General features: G+C 65.6%; 22 protein-coding genes. 14 read left to right on the top strand and 8 right to left on the bottom strand.

Translation table 11 applies throughout. The features are described 5' to 3' along the window. Positions 1-315: EAL domain-containing protein (locus tag AC1DCZ_RS02750; protein ID WP_476973305.1), on the top strand; the 315-nt coding region annotated here is incomplete at its 5' end. 133 nt (positions 316-448) lie between these two features. Here the strand turns inward: AC1DCZ_RS02750 and AC1DCZ_RS02745 are convergent. Together AC1DCZ_RS02745 and AC1DCZ_RS02740 are read right to left on the bottom strand one after the other, a co-directional pair. After that, complete coding sequence (locus tag AC1DCZ_RS02745; RefSeq protein ID WP_476973304.1) at positions 449-703, bottom strand: hypothetical protein; 255 nt, start codon at positions 701-703, stop codon at positions 449-451. Between the two features lie 199 nt (positions 704-902). Further along, a complete protein-coding gene (locus AC1DCZ_RS02740; RefSeq protein ID WP_476973318.1) occupies positions 903-1,310 on the bottom strand; it encodes a MarR family winged helix-turn-helix transcriptional regulator in 408 nt (135 codons plus the stop codon). Between the two features lie 42 nt (positions 1,311-1,352). On the opposite strand from AC1DCZ_RS02740, the gene AC1DCZ_RS02735 reads away from it, so the two are divergent. Further along, positions 1,353-1,781: a hypothetical protein gene (locus tag AC1DCZ_RS02735; protein WP_476973303.1), complete on the top strand. Its 429-nt coding sequence runs from the start codon at positions 1,353-1,355 to the stop codon at positions 1,779-1,781. A gap of 735 nt (positions 1,782-2,516) precedes the next feature. Then, positions 2,517-2,663, top strand: a complete 147-nt coding sequence (locus tag AC1DCZ_RS02730; RefSeq protein ID WP_476973302.1) for a lmo0937 family membrane protein — start codon at positions 2,517-2,519, stop codon at positions 2,661-2,663. A 350-nt stretch (positions 2,664-3,013) separates the two neighbouring features. On the opposite strand, the gene AC1DCZ_RS02725 is transcribed toward AC1DCZ_RS02730, so the two are convergent. Further along, entirely contained in the window at positions 3,014-3,727 is a 714-nt protein-coding gene (locus tag AC1DCZ_RS02725; protein WP_476973301.1) for a TetR/AcrR family transcriptional regulator C-terminal domain-containing protein, read from the bottom strand. Between the two features lie 275 nt (positions 3,728-4,002). Between AC1DCZ_RS02725 and AC1DCZ_RS02720 the strand changes: the two genes are divergently transcribed. The 4 genes from AC1DCZ_RS02720 (at position 4,003) to AC1DCZ_RS02705 (ending at position 5,989) form a co-directional block, all read left to right on the top strand. After that, complete coding sequence (locus AC1DCZ_RS02720) at positions 4,003-4,260, top strand: hypothetical protein (RefSeq protein ID WP_476973300.1); 258 nt, start codon at positions 4,003-4,005, stop codon at positions 4,258-4,260. Between the two features lie 5 nt (positions 4,261-4,265). Continuing rightward, positions 4,266-4,691 carry a hypothetical protein gene (locus AC1DCZ_RS02715; protein ID WP_476973299.1) on the top strand — a complete coding sequence of 142 codons (426 nt, stop codon included), beginning with the start codon at positions 4,266-4,268 and terminating at the stop codon, positions 4,689-4,691. A gap of 53 nt (positions 4,692-4,744) precedes the next feature. After that, positions 4,745-4,900 (top strand): hypothetical protein, encoded by a 156-nt coding sequence (locus AC1DCZ_RS02710; RefSeq protein WP_476973298.1) that lies wholly within the window; start codon positions 4,745-4,747, stop codon positions 4,898-4,900. Positions 4,901-5,143: 243 nt separating this feature from the next. Then, positions 5,144-5,989 (top strand): aldo/keto reductase, encoded by an 846-nt coding sequence (locus AC1DCZ_RS02705; protein ID WP_476973297.1) that lies wholly within the window; start codon positions 5,144-5,146, stop codon positions 5,987-5,989. Between the two features lie 68 nt (positions 5,990-6,057). On the opposite strand, the gene AC1DCZ_RS02700 is transcribed toward AC1DCZ_RS02705, so the two are convergent. The 3 genes from AC1DCZ_RS02700 to AC1DCZ_RS02690 are packed head-to-tail and all read right to left on the bottom strand — an operon-like array spanning position 6,058 to position 9,547. Then, entirely contained in the window at positions 6,058-7,773 is a 1,716-nt protein-coding gene (locus AC1DCZ_RS02700) for a cytochrome b/b6 domain-containing protein (RefSeq protein ID WP_476973296.1), read from the bottom strand. A gap of 2 nt (positions 7,774-7,775) precedes the next feature. After that, entirely contained in the window at positions 7,776-8,759 is a 984-nt protein-coding gene (locus tag AC1DCZ_RS02695) for an electron transfer flavoprotein subunit alpha/FixB family protein (RefSeq protein WP_476973295.1), read from the bottom strand. 11 nt (positions 8,760-8,770) lie between these two features. Next, the gene (locus tag AC1DCZ_RS02690; RefSeq protein WP_476973294.1) at positions 8,771-9,547 is read right to left on the bottom strand and encodes an electron transfer flavoprotein subunit beta/FixA family protein; all 777 of its coding nucleotides are present in this window, start codon (positions 9,545-9,547) and stop codon (positions 8,771-8,773) included. Positions 9,548-9,703: 156 nt separating this feature from the next. Between AC1DCZ_RS02690 and AC1DCZ_RS02685 the strand changes: the two genes are divergently transcribed. Beyond that, the gene (locus AC1DCZ_RS02685; protein ID WP_476973293.1) at positions 9,704-10,192 is read left to right on the top strand and encodes a GNAT family N-acetyltransferase; all 489 of its coding nucleotides are present in this window, start codon (positions 9,704-9,706) and stop codon (positions 10,190-10,192) included. Here the strand turns inward: AC1DCZ_RS02685 and AC1DCZ_RS02680 are convergent. Continuing rightward, positions 10,138-10,695, bottom strand: a complete 558-nt coding sequence (locus AC1DCZ_RS02680; RefSeq protein ID WP_476973292.1) for a GNAT family N-acetyltransferase — start codon at positions 10,693-10,695, stop codon at positions 10,138-10,140. The genes AC1DCZ_RS02685 and AC1DCZ_RS02680 overlap by 55 nt on opposite strands. A 32-nt stretch (positions 10,696-10,727) precedes the next feature. Continuing rightward, positions 10,728-11,954, bottom strand: a complete 1,227-nt coding sequence (locus tag AC1DCZ_RS02675; protein ID WP_476973291.1) for a beta-ketoacyl-[acyl-carrier-protein] synthase family protein — start codon at positions 11,952-11,954, stop codon at positions 10,728-10,730. Between the two features lie 306 nt (positions 11,955-12,260). Between AC1DCZ_RS02675 and AC1DCZ_RS02670 the strand changes: the two genes are divergently transcribed. The 6 genes from AC1DCZ_RS02670 to AC1DCZ_RS02645 all read left to right on the top strand — a co-directional run bounded on the left by AC1DCZ_RS02670 (position 12,261) and on the right by AC1DCZ_RS02645 (position 15,159). Continuing rightward, positions 12,261-12,719, top strand: coding sequence for a hypothetical protein (locus tag AC1DCZ_RS02670; RefSeq protein ID WP_476973290.1), 459 nt, complete (start codon positions 12,261-12,263; stop codon positions 12,717-12,719). Positions 12,720-12,859: 140 nt separating this feature from the next. After that, positions 12,860-13,321 carry an Asp23/Gls24 family envelope stress response protein gene (locus AC1DCZ_RS02665; RefSeq protein WP_476894478.1) on the top strand — a complete coding sequence of 154 codons (462 nt, stop codon included), beginning with the start codon at positions 12,860-12,862 and terminating at the stop codon, positions 13,319-13,321. Continuing rightward, positions 13,318-13,509: a hypothetical protein gene (locus AC1DCZ_RS02660; RefSeq protein WP_476894477.1), complete on the top strand. Its 192-nt coding sequence runs from the start codon at positions 13,318-13,320 to the stop codon at positions 13,507-13,509. Before AC1DCZ_RS02665 ends, AC1DCZ_RS02660 begins: the two co-directional genes overlap by 4 nt. Then, entirely contained in the window at positions 13,506-13,889 is a 384-nt protein-coding gene (locus AC1DCZ_RS02655) for a hypothetical protein (RefSeq protein WP_476973289.1), read from the top strand. The genes AC1DCZ_RS02660 and AC1DCZ_RS02655 overlap by 4 nt, the downstream gene beginning before the upstream one ends. A gap of 98 nt (positions 13,890-13,987) precedes the next feature. Then, positions 13,988-14,551 (top strand): DUF6286 domain-containing protein, encoded by a 564-nt coding sequence (locus tag AC1DCZ_RS02650; RefSeq protein WP_476973317.1) that lies wholly within the window; start codon positions 13,988-13,990, stop codon positions 14,549-14,551. Further along, positions 14,548-15,159 carry a hypothetical protein gene (locus AC1DCZ_RS02645; RefSeq protein ID WP_476973288.1) on the top strand — a complete coding sequence of 204 codons (612 nt, stop codon included), beginning with the start codon at positions 14,548-14,550 and terminating at the stop codon, positions 15,157-15,159. Before AC1DCZ_RS02650 ends, AC1DCZ_RS02645 begins: the two co-directional genes overlap by 4 nt. Positions 15,160-15,260 lie beyond the last annotated feature (101 nt).

Genomic DNA, 15,260 nt, shown 5'->3' with positions numbered 1-15,260 from the left:
TCGGGGTTCGCTTCCATGCGGCACGTGCTCCACATCCGGCCCGACATCATCAAACTGGACCGCAGCCTCATTGCAGGGATCGACGACGACCAGGGCCAGCGCGCCCTCGGTGCGGCCCTGGTCGAATTCGCGCGCCAGATCGGCGCAACGCTTGTTGCCGAAGGAATCGAAACCCCCGCCGAGCTCGCCGCCGTGGCCGGAATCGGAATGAGGGCCGGACAGGGCTACCTCATCGGCAGGCCATCGATCCATCCCAAGGACTGGGCAACCTGGTACGCGACCTCACGCCCGGGGACGGGCCCGGACCGGCCATAGCAGCCGCATCCACCCATCTTGCGGCCGCGACGCCGGAGCAACCTGGTGCCTTTCGGGGGTGCTGAACCCGTCCCGGGGTTCCGGACGGAACGGGCTGAACAAGTCGACCCGTTGAAGCAAATGTGGCATGACCCTAGGCCAGCTCGGGGGAACTGGCCACGATGTAATCCAGTGCGGCGGGACCGGACATGGCTAGCGTGTTGTCGCCAGGGGTGATCCGGGGGCTTTTGAGTGCCGCCCAGAGGGCTTCGGCGGACTCCGGCTGGAGCTGGTTTATCAGGCACCAGCTTGTGTACAGGACGTACAGCTCTCCCTTGTCCAACCCGTCGTCGGTTTCCCGGTCGGTGGTCAACGCCTCTGCGAGGAACCGGTCAAAATGCGCGCTCATAGCCGTTCCTTCATGTTATTGGCATCCCTGGATGCTCCGCCGCTAACCCTCTGGCAGCCGGCCCACAGGCCGGTAGCCAACGATGAATTTATTCCAGGAAGACAACTCTGTCCAGTTCGCCTCAACAGCGGCGTCAAGTGTCCCGATCCCGGCTTGACGCTGCAATGGCCGCTCCTGGCGGCCGCCTCCGGCCGGCGGTTCAGCTACGGGTCGACCCCGATTGTCGAGGCCCTTGGAGGGAATTTACAAACTGGGCGAGTTGGTCCCGCAGGATTTCCCATTCGTCGAAGTCTGGCGGAACGGCGGCGTTCTCGGCTTCACGGGCTGCGCTGAGGGCAGCTTTCCCGGCGTCAGTTATCTCAACGTTGAGCTGGCGGCGGTCACGGGGGTTTCGCTTCCGCGTGAGCAGGCCTGCCTCTTCCAATCGGGCCAGGACGCGGCCCAGGGTCTGGCTTTGAACGTGGACCAATGCGGCGAGTTGTTCTTGGTTTACGGGACGTGGTGCCAGGGCTTTGAGGGCGATAACTGCGGCCCGCGTCAGGCCAAGTGGTGCGAGCGCGTCGTCAAGACGGCGCTGAACCAGGCGGGCGGCTGTGGTGAGAAGCATGTAGCCGTCCCGGATGTGGGCCGGGGGGTCGAGGGGCATCGAGTGACGGCCTTCCTTCAGTTGAACAAAAATCAAACAAGACGGGCAGGACGCAGGCTGGCGTTAGCCGCACCCCTGGCCTGCCCCGATCAACTACCGGCGCGTGACGCCGCCGTAGGTTTCTTCGGCGACCAAAGTTTCAGTGTCGAGGCGGACGCGTTCGCCCGGGACCGTTTCCTTTTGGGTCTTGGTGTAAGGGACGAGAATGTCGCCTCCCTCAGCGCTGGTCCCTTCCAGCGGGACAAAGGATTCCAAAGTGCCGAACAGTTCGGTCTTGGCCGTGACCCACGTGGGATGGCCGTTGCCATCGTCCGCGTAAACCTGGCCGATGGACCCGATCTTGTCCCCGTCAGTGGAAAGAACGGTTCCACTGCGTTAGAGGAGGTCATCGATACCTTCCCGGGTGAGCATGATGTCTCCTTGGATCTGTGATGCGATGTGGGGTTCAACGACTCCGTGGGGAACTTTGCATGAGTCCACCATAAGCATGCTTAGTAAGTTCTTGGCAAGCTTGCTAAATAATGTTTGCTGCTGCGGCCGACGACTGCATCTGACCAAGACTGCCCGATGGCCGACGCATCTGATCAGTCCGGCGTCGCAGGTGACGTCATGCGCCGGGCCGCCGAACGTTCCCCGTCGGTGGCTCCGTTGCTTGAAAACCGGAACCCGGAATCTCGGAGGGTTTTTGCGCTTTTCGGCGGTGGGCCGGCGGAAAAGAACACATTCAAACACCCCGAACCTACTGCGGGAACGGCGCCGGCGCCGCCATCCCTGCAGCGATGACGCGGGCTGCGTGGGTGTCGTTCAAAAATCCATTGATGGGAGACCCGGCCAGCCGTGCAGGTTCCCTGTTGCGCCACCAAACGGCAGGATCGCTATCGCTTTTTGTTTTGCCGTATCCAGGACCCTGATCCTGACATAGTGTGAAGGGCACCACACGATACCCGGGTGGGCCTTCGGCCGGAATGACGAATTTTGATCGTTATCGTGGCTGGGGAGATGCGGCATCAGGGTTGATGAGAGGGGGAGGTACGAAGATGATTTTTACCGGCACTGGCCCTCGGCGTGCCTCTGGCTGTCTTGCCATTCCTGCCGCGCGCCAAGGTACGCAGAACGGCCGGGGCGCAGAATCAGCATTTTCGTCCGCAAACAAATAGGGAGACTCTCATGTTGCTTTGGATAGCCATCATTATCGCTGTTCTCTGGCTTCTCGGCTTGATCGGCGGTATCGGAGGAGGGTTCATTCACCTGCTTTTGGTTATTGCCGTGGTCGTTCTGATCTTCCACTTCATCCGTGGCAGGTCCCGCGCGTAGATTCGAAACTATATGCCGCCGCCGCGGTTGCCGGATGCGTCGGTTAGATCCCCGGGACGCCGAACCGCTGGCCATCCGTGTGCTGGCCAGCGGTTCGGCGTCCCGGCAGGCGGCTGCTTGGCGTTATTCCTGGCGGGGTGTTCCTGACCAGAATCCGCAACCACGTCCAAACTCTGGCCGAAGAACACCGGCGAACAGCACTCCCTAGAGACTGCAGTCATCATCCCGGCCCGATCGTCGCGTCCGGTTGTTCCTGGAGCTCAAAAAAGGCAACGGCGGACGCAGCGATCCGGCGTCGGGTTTCGGGCCGACGAGTAGAAATTCTGTGTGACTTTCTCGTAAATTTCCCCTCAGTGCTGTGTCGTAGCACCGGGCCGGGACAGGCGTGCTGCGAGCCCCGAGAGCAGGATGGTGATTCCCTCATCCAGTTCGGCTGCACCGTCGTAGTCGGCGAGGACCGGGGCCAAGGTGCGAAGGCGGGGGAAGTCTTTGGGCGGCAGACGGTGCAGGCCCAGGCGGAGAAGGGCTTCGTTTTCCTCGGGGTCGACGACGAATTCCTGCAGCTCGTTGAGGATGTGACCGTACAGGTATCCGTAGTAAGCGCGGTAGACGTGCAGCGCGTCTGTGGGGGCGAATCCGGCGTCGATCAGCAGGGACAGGATCTGCTCCAGCGGCCGAAGCGTCCCCAGCGGCCTCAGGCCCAGGGGGGTCGACAAGGGGCGGGTCACAAGCAGCGGCACGACGTTGGGGTGCCGGAGTGCCAGGAGCCGCAAATCATGGGCGATACGGCGCAGCTGCGCCTGCCAGTCAGGGTCGTTGGGAAAGATCGCCAGTTCGTTCAGGACCAGTTCCGTCACGCCGTCCAGCAGCGCCGCGCGGTTCGCCGCGTAGCGGTACAGGCTCATGGGATCCCGCCCGAGTTCCTGCCCGAGACGGCGCATGGTGAGAGCCTCGAGTCCTTCGGCGTCCACGAGGGCCAGGGCGGCGGTCAGCACGAGATCGCGGCTGAGCCGCTGCTTCGTGCCGGGGGCCCCGGCGGAGGCCGGATTCTCTGTGCGCGGCATGGGATCCGTTCAGGTCGGTGCGGACAAGCCGCATATCCATAAAAAATAGAAAGGTTGCTTAATGTGTAGTCTACGCCTACGGTCTACATTGTAGGAACGTTGGTTCGACAGGTCTCCCCGGCACCGGGGTTTCCGGCCCAGCAACGGTTCATCCCCAGATCTGCATTGCTGCACCGGTCCGGGAACCTGCTTCAGCGCCGCGTGCACGGCCTTGAGGCTTCAGCTGCTGTAGCCACACGGCGGCATCGAATGCACCGAGCGGAAACGAGCCTCCCATGGCAGATTCGCAGTACGACCAGTTCCTTCGGGAAGCCACCACCCGCGACCCGGAAGCCGATTGCGCTCTCGGGCGCAACCGTCTCTACGGCCTCTACATCAGCTGGTGTTTCCTGGCCCAAGCGGCGCCCCACCCGGAGGAAGCCTTCTGGGCGGCCATGAAGAAGAAGCGCATCCGGCCGGCACACACCGGGCTGCGCATGAAAGGCCCGGCGGCCGCGGACTACATCCTGGCAAGCTACCCGGGCCTGGTCTGATCCGGATGTCGACGACTTCCCACACGTACCTACCCCGCGATGCCCACCAGCCCCGCGGCCGGCGCCTTTGGTGCGCCGAATGCGACACCGACCGGCACCTCCTCGTGGACTCCGTCACCACCCTGAACGCGCAGCAGCAAACACTGGCCGCCGCCATTACCTGCACGAAGTGCCGCGGCTCGCGTGTCCTGGCGACCACCGCGGCCTTCGTCGCGGCAGTCCCGGGACGAAACCATGACAACGGCGACGTCATGTACCGTGACGCCACGTACGTCCACTGCCAGGAGCCCATGTCCCGCGCGGATCCCGAGGTTCGGGGCGTGCACTGGCCGGGTTCCACTCAAGCCGGATCTACGGAATTCCTGAGCGTGTACCTCCGGAGCCGGGTTCTGCGGTGCCGGTGCGGATACCAGGTGGAAATACCCCACTAGTGGCAGGCGGCCTCCAACTCGGCTCTGCAGTCAACCAAGAACACGGAGACATCGTGACCAACAACGACAACGCACATCCAGCCGCACACCCGGCAGCACCCGGGGGACGGCCGAGCCTGAACGACCTTGACCTGTCCCCTCAAGGACTCGCGGAGGCTCCCGCGAGCGAAACTGACCCCGACAGCCTCGTCTACGCCGGCAACAGCTGAGCAGCTGCGTCCGTTCGGGCAGCCATGCCGCCAAGGGGATGACATGATCCTCCAACCCCCGTCTATGTCCCCGCCAGCAATTCAACACCCGAGTTTGTGCCCCGGGCCCGCGCCAGTTCGGGAAAGGTGCGCGGACGTAATACCGTTCTGCTAGGACGAAGCTGCAATGCACATGCAAGGGCGGATGGTTACGAGATTAGGAGTGAAGGCATGCTGGCGCAAAGGACATTTGGGGACACTGCTTTGGCCGTCTCCATCGTGGGGCTCGGTGCCGGCCAGATTGGCGAGAATGATGTCACCGAGGCGGAAGCCGCCGAGGTGCTCAACGGAGCATTGGATCTCGGCGTTACGTTGATCGATACCGCCGCCAGCTACGGGTTGAGCGAAGAGCGTATCGGCCGGCACATCGGTCGACGCCGGGACGAGTTCGTGCTATCAACCAAAGGCGGGCCTAAGATCAACGGCCAACGGGATTGGTCGCCGGGCGGCGTGTTGGCAAGTATCGAGCGCTCCTTGCGGTTGACCCGGTCGGAAAGGATCGACATCTTCTATCTGCACTCTTGCCCGCTTGAGATTCTGCGGCGTGGTGATCTGCAGGACACCCTTGACCAGGCCGTCGCCGCAGGCAAGATCGGTGTCGCCGGCTACAGCGGAGACAATGAGGCTCTCGCATTCGCTGTGGATTCCGGCCGGTTCGGTGCCATCGAAACTAGCGTCAACATCGCTGACCAGTGGAATCTCCGAAACGTCCTCCGGCGGCGCCCCGAACTGGGGGTGATCGCCAAGCGCCCGATCGCGAACGCGCCGTGGCGGTTCGTCGAGCGACCGACCGGGAACTACGCTGAACTCTATTGGGAACGGCTTCAGGCCCTCCAGCTTGACCCAGGCGGCCTGGACTGGGCAGAGTTTGCCTTGCGCTTCACGGTGTACGCAGCCGGTGTGCACACGGCAATTGTCGGCACGGCCAAACTGGCCCACCTGCGCCAGAACATCACGGCCGCCAACCGGGGACCCCTTGACGCTGCGGCTTTGGAGGGCATCGACCGGGCTTGGCGCGATGTCGGCTCGGAGTGGCCGGCTTCGACCTAACGGCCAAAGCCCCGAAGATGCCCCCAGAAGGTGCCGCGGTTTGGGACCGGCATTTGGGACGCATCTGGCTAGCGGCTGCTCACCTGGCCGAACAGCTTCGCGATTGGTGCGACCACGATCGGGCGGGCGGCGTACCACCCGGCCGCCGTCATGGCGATGGCGGCCGCGAAGAGCCAGAATCCCACCCAGTTCACCACGTCGGTGCCGCCGAACATGTGGTTCAGGTTGCGCAGGGTACCGGTCGCGAATACCAGGAACACGTGGATGAGGATGAACAGCACGAAAAACAGCATCGTCGGGAAGTGAATGGCGCGCGCAACCTCTACCGGGTAGATCTTGTTCAGCGTCTTCGCGTCCTTCGGCCAGAACTCGCTCATGCGCGCGCCTGTGATCGCCGCGATCGGGGCCGCAATGAACACCACGATGAAGTACATGAGCTGCTGCAGGCTGTTGTAGTTCACCCAGCCGGTCTCGACTGGCCAGTCGAGTGTCATGTACTGCAGGAGCGCGGAGAGCGCGTTGGGGAACACCTCCCAGCTGGTCGGTACGATCCGCATCCAGCGGCCCGAGGCGAACAGCAGCACCACAAAGATGAGTCCGTTGGCCAGCCACAAGATGTCGAGCGACTGGTGCAGCCACAGGTTGATGCTGATCTTCTTGCCACCGCGTTTCGGCGTCCAGAGCGCGGGCGGCTTCTGCTGGGTGCGCACCTGGTAGCCGGAGCGAATGATGAGCACCATCAGGAAAATGTTGAAGAAGTGCGCCCACTGCGCCCACCACGGGAAGCCCGGCTCGGCCGTCTCGGGCAGATCATACGTTCCGGGGTACCTCTTAAGGAACTCCGGTACGCCCGGCAGCGTCGTCACACCGCGCGCGGCGAGCACAAGAATCCCGGCGGCGGCCACGGCGCCGAGCGCGAGGAGCACGACGAGCTTGATCCACTGACCCAGTGTGCGCGAACCGTAGAGCCTCGCCTCGGCCTTGGGCCTTAATGGCTCAGCGGCGACGGACGACGGTTCTACCGCCACCGCTGCCGGTATCGGGGCAGCGGGGACGGCGAGTGTACTCGCGGCGGAAACTGATGCCTCCGCCTTGGCAACGGGCTCGACCACGATGGCAGCCGGGGCAGGGGCCTGGGCGATGCGCTCGGGACCTACGTGCACCGCAGGGGCGGAAGCGGCCGCCGGAGCAGCAGCGGCTGACGGAGCAAGTCCGGCTGGCGGCCACGGTTCACCATCGGGGACACGGGGGAGCCCGCGACGAAGCGAAGTGGTCCCCGCCGTCGGCATGGCCGGAGCAGTGGCTGGTGCGGTGATCGGAGCAGCTGCCGACGACGTCGCTGCCGGCACAGCGTGCGCAGGCGCAGCAGCATCCGCGGCCGGCGCGGGCGCGGATGCTGCTGCGCCTGCCGCGGCAGTCCCGGACAGGGCCGACACTGATGCCGAAACCTCGTCCACTGGCGGCCAAGGGCCGCCGCCCGGCACCCGCGGCAGGCCGCGGCGGAGCTGCCGCGACACCGCGGCGCCTGCGTTCGCTGCCGGGGCCGGGGCGGACACTGCGGCACCTGGTGCCGTTTCCTCGGCAGCAGCGGGGGCGGAGGCCGTGGCGGCCGCTGGCGCGGCGGTGGCCGGTTCCACCCCGGGAACAGGCACCAACCGGGTGGCCGCTCCTTCTGCCGCTGCGGCCGTGACAATGCGTGCGGGCGCCTGCCCTGCTGCAGGCCACGGGTCACCACCTTCGACGCGCGGCAGGCCCCGCCGAATGGACCGAGACTGAGGTGCCATCGCTACTTCTTCCGGGCCTCAAGTGCGCTGATCAGCTGGGGTACGACCTTGAAGAGGTCGCCGACCACTCCAAAGTCGGCGATCTCGAAGATCGGCGCGTCCCCATCCTTGTTGATGGCGACGATCGTCTTCGCGGTCTGCATGCCGGCCCGGTGTTGGATCGCCCCGGAAATGCCCAGCGCGATGTACAACTGTGACGAAACGGAAACCCCGGTCTGGCCGACCTGATGCGACTGCGGAATGTAGCCTGCATCCACCGCCGCACGCGAAGCACCCACCGCAGCACCGAGTGCATCGGCAAGCTGTCCCACGAGGGCGAACTGTTCCTCCGACCCGAGGCCGCGGCCACCGGCGACAACTTTCGCGGCACCGCGCAGCTCCGGCCGGGAGGTGGCGACAACTTCCTCGTCGAACGAGTCGATCCGCGCGCCCGGCTTCCCGGAAGGCGCCACTGCCAAGGCTTCCGACGCCTCCGGCTGAGCCGCAGCACGCGCATCGATGGAGCCCTGGCGAACGGTGATGACCGGCGGCCCAAACGTGGACGTTGACGTCACGTCGTAGGCACCGCCGTAGACGGAGTGGTGGGCCACGACGCCCTCGTCATCACGTGACACACCGACCGCGTCGGCGGAAACCGCTGCACGCGAACGGGCAGCGTAACGGCCAGCGAGGTCGCGCCCATTCAGGGAATGCGAGATCAGGATCGCATCCGGCTGCACCTGCTCCACAGCGGCGGCAAGCGCGTCCACGCCCGGCACTCCGAGCGCGGACGGGTCCGGAGTCTCTGCGACCAGTACGCGCGCGGCACCAAGGGCCGCTGCCTCCGCGGCGGCGGCGTTCCCGGCGCCGGGTGAGGCAAGTACCAATGCAATTGGCGTGCCAACTGCAGCGGCAGCGCCGAAGAGTCCGGCCGCAGCCCCCTCGAGTTCACCGGAAGCACGGGCTTCCACGGCGACCAGGATTGCGTCATGAGGGAATTCAGTCATGTCGTTTCTCCCTAAGCCAGTCGGTTTTCGATAAGGAACTCAGCGAGCTTCTCGCCGGCATCACCCTCGTCAGTGATCTTGACGCCCGCCGCGCGCGGGGGCTTCTCTGCAACGGTCAGCATGATCGAACGCGCGGCGTCCGGGCTGTCGGCCGTGATCCCGAGGTCTGCGAGGCTAAGCGTCTCAAGGGGCTTCTTCTTCGCGGCCATAATTCCTTTAAAGTTCGGGAAGCGCGGCCCGGGGAGCGCCTCGGTAATGGAAATCACCGCGGGCAGGTTCGCCGATACCTTCTGGACGCCGGACTCGACGACCCTGGTGCCGGACACCCCGCCGTCGCTGATCTCCACGGAGCTGAGGCCGGTAGCAAGCGGCACGTCAAGCAATTCTGCGAGCATCGCGGGGATCATGCCGCCGGATCCATCGGTGGAGACGTTGCCAGTGATCACAAGGTCAAACTCAACGCGACGGATCGCTGCCGCGAGGGTTTCAGCGGTCAGGCCAAGATCCGCACCCCGCAGCGCCTCGTCACAAATGTGGGTGGCGCTCCCCGCGCCCATCGCAAGCCCCTTGCGTATGGTTGCCGTCGCACCCTCGGGGGCGAGGGAGAGGACTGCGACCTCTGTGCCCTCGTTCGCGTCGGCGTAGGTCAGTGCCAGCTCTAGGGCCCGTTCACCGATCTCATCAATGACTGTCTCGCTGGCTTCGCGATCGGCGAGGCCCGTTTCAAGGTTCAGTTTTCGGTCCCCGTAGGTGTCGGGGACCTCCTTTACTAGGACGATAATCTTCATCGATGGCTCTTCCTGTGGCGGGCTTGCCTCAATGGAGGAGACATGCCGAATCTCCATAGAGTCTACAAAGCGGGGAGCTTCCTGGCGGACAGGGCCCGTGTGGCGAATTGAAGTGCCTTCGCCAGGCTGAGTTCCGATGGATGGAATACTGGGGAAATGACGCTCGCTGAACTGGAACTGCCCACCGGCCCATTCACGTTGCGGAAAGCTGAAGCATCCAATGTTGGGTCGATTGTTGGGCTTCTGGCGGCGGACCAGCTCAGAGCCTCTGTCGACTCGACGGCGATCGAGGACTGGCCTCTCTACCATCGTGCTTTTCAGACGATTGACGCTGATCCTGCCCAGTTACTTGTCGCGGTCGTCACGACCCAAAATGAAGTGGTTGCAACCATGCAGCTGACATTCATTCCCGGACTCGCGCGAGCGGGAGCTACACGAATGCAGATTGAAGCGGTGCGCGTCCGGCCCGACCTTCGGAGCGGCGGCCTTGGAGGGGCGATGATCACGTGGGCGATCGCAGAAGGGCGCCGACGCGGCGCAAAACTGGTCCAGCTCACGTCTGACGGGTCCAGGGTCGCAGCGCACCGGTTCTACGAGCGTCTTGGCTTCGAAGCGTCGCACGTGGGCTTCAAACTCTCCCTCTGAGTGCTCCGCTCGGACCCATCACCGACCCGCCCTCCTGGGAGGTCCTTTGTCATGACGACTCGGGGCCAGTCACCCAAACCGTGGGCACGTTCGTTTTGGACGATCTGCTGCAGACCGCCCGACCACTGGTGTTCGGGCACCGGTCGGAACCCCAGACGGGCGTAGTAGGGGGCGTTCCATGGGATGCTTTCGAAGGTTGTCAGGGTCATTCCCCGGAGTCCGCGAGCCGCCGCCCAGAGTGCCGCATGGTCGATGAGTTTCCGGCCAAGCCCCTGCCGGGCATAGCGCGGGTGGACGCTCACTTGTTCAATATGGGCAAGCTGCTCGACCACTTCAACCAAGATGTAAGCCACTGCCTGGTCGCCGGAATCGGCGGCAACCCATGCCCTGGCGTCCTGCTGATAGATGGCCAGGGCTTCCACGCTGGGCGGCGCATCATCAGCGATCGCTCCCATACCGAGGATCCGGAATGCTTCGCCGGCTGCGACTTCGATGTCGCGCATCTTCGGAAGGTCCCCTGGTTTTGCTTCCCTGATCATCCGGCCGCGGCCGTGATGACGAGGCTGACGCTGTGGCCGCCGAAGCCGAAGGCGTTCGTCATGGCGGCTGTGGCCCCTGTGCACGTGCTTGACTCCGGGCTGATGTTGAGTCCGATAGCGGGATCCGGATTTTCCAGGTTTAGAGTTCCCGGGAGCAGCCCGGTGCGGAGCGACTGGAGGGTGACGATGGCCCCGAGTGCCCCGGCCCCGCCGAGCATGTGTCCGGTCATGGATTTCGTAGAGGTTACGGGCACCTGGTCTCCGACCATCGCGGCAATTGCGCCCGCCTCGAGACGGTCACCGAGCGGAGTCGAGGTGGCGTGGGCATGGACGAACCCGATATCGGTTCCGGTGAGGGAAGCCGCCGCCAAAGCTTTGTGCATGACCCGGCGCTGCATGGTGGGGTCGGCCGCGACGATGTCGTGGGCATCAGAGGTGACCGCCGCCCCGGCTATCCTGCCGAATATTTCCGCATGGCGGGCGCGCGCGAAGTCTTCTCGCTCGAGCACGAGGATTCCGGCACCTTCGGCGATCACGAAGCCGTCGCGGTCCCGGTCGAATGGCCGGGAAATCTCCTCCGGAGGGCGATTGCTGGTGGAGAGGGCGCGGATCTGGGCGAAGCCGCTGATGGTGAGGTCGTTGATGCAGGCGTCCACGCCGCCGGCAATGACGACGTCGGCGGCGCCGGTCCTGATCATCTCGGCACCTTGGGCGATGGCTTCGGCCCCTGAGGCGCAGGCGCTGACCGGGGTCCGGGCCCCTCCCCGTGCACCCACGTCAATGGATATCCACGCGGCGGGTCCATTCGTCATGATCTGTGTGAGGGTGTGCGGTGACACCCGCCGGGGTCCGCCGGTGTCCAGGGCGCGTGTCTGGTCCACGACTGTTCCGAGGCCTCCGTAACCGGAGCCCACGACGACGGCGACGCGTTCGGGATCGGTCTCCGGCCGGCCTGCCTGCGTCCATGCCTCCCGCGCCGCGATCAGCGCGAGGTGCCCGCAGCGGTCCATCCTGCGGAATTCCCTGGTAGTCAGCAGGGTGCGGGGGTCCGCACTGACGCGTCCCGCCACCCGGACTGGCAGTTCTTGTGCCCACGGATCATCGAGCCGGATGATCCCGGACCGTCCCTCGAGCAGGGCGCCCCACGCCTGTGCGACGGTTGACCCTACCGGAGTCACGGCACCCATCCCCGTCACGACTACTGCCACGGTTTTTTCGGACACAGAAACCACTTTCTTCCAGATAGACAAGACGTCCGGACCGGCCTGCGATCACCGGAAGCGGGCCGCACCGTACCCTACAGGGGTTCGGAGCAGCCCGGCGATCGGACTGCTGTGCTGGGGCGCGGGATGTCGGTCCCTGGAAGCGGCCGGGTAAAGCCTTGAACGCGCCCGGTCCGCCGCGCCCGGGGTTGGGTGTCTGCCCGCCGGCCCGGGTAGACTCGCACGCTGGGGAAAGAACGCCAAGGCCGCCGGCTGCCTGATCCGGACCGGCGGCGCAATCTCAACCGGAAAAGTGAATCTGCGAACGTGACTTTGAAGACTATTGCCCGACCCTTGACCGCAGCCGCCCTCTTCGCCGCCCTGGCACTGACCGCCTGCTCGGCGCCGCAAGCCGGCAGCACGCCGTCGTCCGCGGCCGCCAGCAGCCCCGCGCCTTCCTCCGCCACGCCGACCGCCACCACTTCCTCCGGGCCGAACGGCGGCTTCCCCACGGCGGCCGAAGCCTGCGCCAAGATTTCTGAACAGGCTACGGGCGCCACGCTCCTGCCGCTTTCGGCAGCCCAGGGCAAGACGGCTGAACTGGAGCAGGCCAAGGCCGAGCTTGCCCGGACGGCCGAGATGGTCCCGGACAGCGTCAAGGCCGACTTCACCAAGCTCAGCCAGGTGGCTGTCGCCGGGGTGAAGGACCAGACCATCTTCTCCAGCGGAAAACTCCAGGCTGCCATGGCCCCCGTGCAGACCTGGCTTGCGGCCAACTGCAAGTAGTCCGGCAGCCGGTACCGGCCTGCCGCTGAAAATGCAGACCCGGAGCCCGCGCTTCAACGGTTGCGGGCTTCCCGGCGCCACTCGGACACCTTGACGGTGGCAGGGGCTAGGGTGGTGTCAAAGAGAAGGGGGAGTGCCTTATGGAATACCAGAATTCTCAACCCGTTCCCGGTCCCGAGGCAGGGCTGCGCGCCGTCGCGCCGGTCGGCAGCGGGCGGACCGTTATTTCCGAAGCCGCCGTCGCCAAAGTCGCGGGCATCGCCGCCCGCTCAGTCCCGGGCGTCTACTCGCTGGGATCCGGCCCGTCGCGGGCCTTGGGAGCCATCCGCGACGCGGTCGGCAGTTCCGACCACGCCGCCGGCGTCCGCGCGGAAGTCGGCGAAACGCAGGTGGCGGTGGACATTGAACTCATTGCGGTCTACGGCGCGCCCCTGCACGCACTGGCTGACCAGATCCGTGCCGCTGTCTATGCCGCGGTGGAGGAGCTCGTGGGGCTCCAGGTCATTGAGGTCAATATCGAAATCAATGATGTTTATGTGCCGGGCCCGGCCAAGCCCGCCGCGTCCGTTGAGGCCCGGCCTGCGAGGGAGGCAGTCCTGTGAATCTGACCGTTGTGGGGATCGCCGTGGGCGCCTTCGTGGCTTTCATGTCCTTCCAGTTTGGAGCGTGGGGTTTCCTCGGCGCGTTGCTGTTCATGGGCGTCGGCGCCCTGCTTGGCCGAGCCGCGGAAGGGAAACTTGACCTGCGCAGCGTGCTCGATGCCATCACGGGCCGGCGTTCCTCCTCATGACCGGGACGGCGGCCGCGCCGGTCCGTGGCGCCGCGATGGCTGGGCACAACCGGATCAGCACCCAGGCCCTGACGAGTGTGGCCCGGGCTGCCGCAGGGGAGGCCCTCGGCGTCCCGGCGCAGGATGTGCGTGCCGAATGGTCGGACGACGACGGTCTGCTGGCCCTATCCCTTGTCACCCCCATCACCGTTCCGTCGCTGACCGCCGTCCTTCGCGACCCGGGGCGGGTCGCCGGGTTCGGCGGCTCCATCTGGGACCGTGCCGTCGCGGCCAAGGCTGAGATTCTGCGCCGCGTGACCGAGTTGAGCGGCGCGCAGCTTAGCCGCGTGGACATCCGCATCAGCGGCGCGAGCGTGCGGGAAGGAGGGCGGGTGCGGTGACCCACGAGACCGACGTTGATTCCGCAAGCCCCGATTCCGCCGCCTCCGGCTCCGTTGTGCAACAAGCCGCCGCAGACCACGGTTTCGGCGCAGCAGGCATGGAAGGGATCCTCAAACGCGAGACGCGCTCCTCCAGGGCCGTTGCCTCTGTGATTGCGGCCGTACTGGTCATTGTCTTCTGCGGCTACGCCCTCCTGGAAACTGCCGTCCGGGCCATCGGGCAGCCACCGTGGCTCATCGGCCCGGAAACCGCCGCGGAGCGGATTGTCGCGCTCCCGGACGGCATTCCGCCGCTCCTGCTCACCGTCACCGGCGCGGTAATGGCCATGGCCGGGTTGTTCTTTCTTCTCAATGCCGTACTGCCGGGCCGCAGGGCCCGCCACTTGTTACGCGACCGACGCACCGCCGTCGTGGTCGATGACGAAGTCATTGCCTCCGCCCTGGCGCGCAGGGCACGCCTGGCCGCAAACGTGACACAACAGCAGGTCATGGTGATCGTCTCGAGGCGTCAGGTGCTCGTGAACGTCCGGCCGACCTCCGGCGTGCCGCTGCGCGCAGAAACCGTTCTCGCGGCCGTGCGCCGGGAGCTGGAGGAGATGGGGCCCTCGCCCATGCCGGACGTCAGGATCAATGTGGCCACGTCAGGGGTGATCGGCGCTTGAACAACACACCCCGGCTCCTCAACCGCATCCTGATCGGCATCCTTGGCATCAATCTCCTCGCCGTCGGTGTCCTCCTGGCCCTGCTTGCGGACGTGCCCGCCGTCGCCGCGTGGTGGCGGGACTGGGCCGGCGGCGTCTGGAGCATGTGGCGCGGATTCTTCGAGCGCACCCGTTTCCCGGGCAGCCAGGAGAGCTGGTTGTGGCTCGCCATTGCCTTGGTGCTGCTGCTGGTCATCGGCGCGATGGTGGCGTGGGTCGCCCAGCAGGGCAAGGGCCGGGCCAACCTGCTCGTGGCCGAGGAGGACCCAGGCGACGTTCCCGGCAATGTCAGGATCGGCGGCGGCGTGGCGGAACAGGCGCTCCGCGCGGCGCTCGCCGACCGTCCCGACCTCGCCGGAGCCTCGGTGGCCACCTACGAGATCCGGGGGGAGCCGGCCCTGAGGATCCGGGTCCAGCCCCGCCAGGGCGTAGCTCCCCATATCCTGGCGGCAGAACTCTCCGCCCTCGTCGAAGCGCTCGATGCCGTGATCGGCAAGCGTACTCCGGTGCTCATCCATATCGGTTCGGGGGCCCGTTCCCGTTTCGGCAGGGCCGAACGGGTCCGCTGACGCCGCGGCCCCGGCGCCCCCTCCATTCTCCGTTGCATAAACGTTTCATGTAAACGCTTGCATTCCCCACCGCCTGTTGATTAGGGTGATGGTCACCACAC

Source organism: Arthrobacter sp. 10N418 (genome assembly GCF_056394725.1).
The sequence above is the reverse complement of the archived record's forward strand: the minus strand, read 5'-3'. Positions and strand labels throughout refer to the sequence as shown.